Raw genomic sequence first — 3,171 nt, forward strand, 5'->3', positions numbered from 1 at the left:
GCGGGCCCTGCCACAGGTCGAGGGCCTGGCGCAGCAGGCGGGCGGCGGGGGCGAGCGCTCCGCCGTCGGCGGCGGCCCGGCCGGCCCGGGCGAGGGCACGGAAGCGGAGCAGGTCCAGCTCGGGCTCGGCGACCCGCAGCAGGTAGCCGGCGGCCGAGTGGACGAGCCGGTCGGGTCCCTCCTCGCGGCCGAGCAGGGTGCGCAGGGTGCAGACGTAGACCTGGAGGTTCTTCCGGGCGGTGCGCGGCGGTTCCTCGGGCCAGAGCGTGTCGATGAGCAGGTCGACCGGGACGGCGGTGTTGGCGCGGCTCAGCAGGACGGCCAGCACCAGCCGTTGCTTCAGGGGCCCGAGGGCCAGCGGGCGGCCGCCGGCCTCGCCGGTGACCGGGCCGAGCACGGAGAAGTGCAGCCGGGCGGGGGTGGCGGTCCGGGCGGGGGTGGCGGGCTGGGCCAGGGGCATCGGCGTACCTCCGGAGCGTGGGCGGCGGCAGTGTGACGGGGCGGCCGTGCGGTGGTGCGCGCAGGCTACTTGACGGTCGATCGGCGCTGAAGGGCACGGAATCGGCCGGGTTCGGTCACGTCGTGCACACAACCGGGGTGTCGGCGGGTGGGTCGGAGGGTGGGTTCCGCACGGCTGTGCGGACGGTGTTCCGGCAGGTCGGGCGGGGTGGCGGGGTCCTGTCGGGCCGGGTGGACGGGCGGCTCGCCGGGGGCCTTCGGGCGCGGGCGCGGGGCGGTGGGCAAGGGCGCGTTCCGGCGGTTCTCGACCGGGGCTCCGCGCCGTGGTGAGCGCGGCCCGAGCGGGCGGGTCACCGAGCGGGCGGTCGCCCGACGGCGGGTCAGGAGGTCCCGGGCCCGCGGTCGGGAGGTCCCGGTCGGGCCCCGGGAACTCGGGCCCAGCGGCCCCTGACGGGCGGGCCGAAGGGCCCTGGGGCGCGGAGGCGGCCTGTTCGGATCATGGATCGCCATCCATTCGTACGATGTTCCGAAGGAGTGCGTCCTTGAGCGCCACCCAGGCACAGGGCGACCCCACCTCACCGCCAACGGCCCTTCCCGCAGGGGCGGCCAGGCCGAGGAGGCCCGGTTCGGCCGCGGTCAGACTGCTGACCACCACCGACCACAAGACGATCGGCACCATGTACCTGGTGTCCTCGTTCGCGTTCTTCCTGATCGGCGGCATCCTCGCCCTGGTCATGCGCGCCGAACTCGCCCGGCCCGGAACGCAGATCCTCTCCAACGAGCAGTTCAACCAGGCCTTCACCATGCACGGCTCGGTGATGCTGCTGCTGTTCGCGATGCCGCTGTTCACCGGATTCGCCAACTGGATCATGCCGCTCCAGATCGGCGCGCCGGACGTCGCCTTCCCGCGGCTGAACATGCTGTCCTACTGGCTGTTCATGTTCGGCTCGCTGATCGCCGCGGCCGGCTTCGCGACCCCGCAGGGCGCCGCCGACTTCGGCTGGTTCCTCTACGCGCCGCTGTCCGACGCGATCCACTCGCCCGGCGTCGGCGCCGACATGTGGATCATGGGCGTGACGCTGTCCGGCTTCGGCAGCATCTTCGGCGCCGTCAACTTCATCACCACCATCATCTGCATGCGCGCGCCCGGAATGACCATGTTCCGGATGTCCATCTTCTGCTGGAACGTGCTGCTCACCTCGGTGCTGGTGCTGCTGGTCTTCCCGGTGCTGGCCGCCGCGCTGCTGGCGCTGGAGTGCGACCGCAAGTTCGGCTCGCACGTCTTCGACCCGGCCAACGGCGGGGCGATGCTCTGGCAACACCTGTTCTGGTTCTTCGGGCATCCCGAGGTCTACATCCTGGCGCTGCCGTTCTTCGGGATCGTCTCGGAGGTCATCCCGGTGTTCAGCCGCAAGCCGATGTTCGGCTACGCCGGCCTGATCGCCGCGACGGTGGCCATCGCGGGTCTGTCGGTGACGGTGTGGGCGCACCACATGTACGTCACCGGACAGGTGCTGCTGCCGTTCTTCTCGTTCATGACCTTCCTGATCGCGGTCCCGACCGGGGTGAAGTTCTTCAACTGGGTCGGCACCATGTGGAAGGGCTCACTGAGCTTCGAGACCCCGATGCTCTGGACGGTCGGCTTCCTGGTCACCTTCCTGTTCGGCGGTCTGACCGGCGTGCTGCTCGCGGCCCCGCCGATCGACTTCCACGTCTCCGACTCGTACTTCGTCGTCGCCCACTTCCACTACACGCTGTTCGGCACCGTGGTGTACGCGATGTTCGCCGGCTTCCACTTCTGGTGGCCCAAGATGACCGGGAAGAAGCTCGACGAGCGGCTCGGCCGGATCACCTTCTGGACGCTGACCGTCGGCTTCAACGCCACCTTCCTGGTCCAGCACTGGCTGGGCGTGGAGGGCATGCCGCGCCGCTACGCCGACTACCTGGCCTCGGACGGCTTCACCACCCTGAACACCGTCTCCACCATCGGCTCGTTCCTGCTCGGCCTGTCGATCCTGCCGTTCCTCTACAACGTCTGGAAGACCGCCAAGTACGGCGAGAAGGTCACCGAGGACGACCCGTGGGGCTGGGGCCGCTCGCTGGAGTGGGCGACCTCCTGCCCGCCGCCGCGGCACAACTTCGTCAAGCTGCCGCGGATCCGCTCCGAATCCCCGGCCTTCGACCTCCACCACCCGGACATCGCGGCCCGGGACGTGCTGGAGCACAGCGGGAAGCCCGCCAAGCACCTGGGCGACGTGGAGCCGGCGAAGTACGACCGGCCGCTGAGCCGGGCGGACCGGGCGGCCTCCGCCCTCGCCTCCCAGCCCTCCGCGCCCACCGATCCGTCCTCCTCGGGCGGCTGAGCCCGCTCCCCCCGAACGCCGTCCCCGCCCGCGTCGCTGCCCCCGGGCGGGCGGGGACGGCCTGTCCGCTCCTCACCCTCCTCACCCCTTCGTGACCAGGAAGGCCGGGTCGTGAACCACACCGTTCTCGCCATCGGCACCGCCGCCCTCACCGCGAGCGGCTGTGTCTGGTACCTGCCCGCCATCGCCGACCTCCAGGCCGGCGCCGACCGGCCCCGCTCCACCCGTACGGCCGCCGCGGCCTGCGTGCTGTGGTGGGCCGGGCTCGCGCTGACGGGCGGGCTGCTGCTCGTGCTGTCGGACTGGCGGCCCGCCGCACAGGTCGCGCTCGCCGGACTGGTCGGCGGCA

Annotated in this window: 2 protein-coding genes and 1 pseudogene; 2 read left to right on the plus strand and 1 reads right to left on the minus strand. The window is 71.7% G+C overall.

All coding sequences use genetic code 11. The features are described from left to right. Positions 1-460, minus strand: a 460-nt coding sequence (locus KS423_RS41950) for a BTAD domain-containing putative transcriptional regulator (RefSeq protein ID WP_224284970.1), incomplete at its 3' end; no start/stop codon positions are given. 541 nt (positions 461-1,001) lie between these two features. Between KS423_RS41950 and ctaD the strand changes: the two genes are divergently transcribed. Together ctaD and KS423_RS41960 are read left to right on the plus strand one after the other, a co-directional pair. After that, positions 1,002-2,822, plus strand: coding sequence for a cytochrome c oxidase subunit I (ctaD, locus tag KS423_RS41955; RefSeq protein ID WP_224284971.1), 1,821 nt, complete (start codon positions 1,002-1,004; stop codon positions 2,820-2,822). 111 nt (positions 2,823-2,933) lie between these two features. After that, positions 2,934-3,171: pseudogene (locus tag KS423_RS41960) on the plus strand (hypothetical protein); the annotation flags it as partial.

Source organism: Streptomyces sp. LS1784 (assembly GCF_020103755.1).
In the GTDB taxonomy this organism is placed as follows: Bacteria; Actinomycetota; Actinomycetes; order Streptomycetales; family Streptomycetaceae; genus Kitasatospora.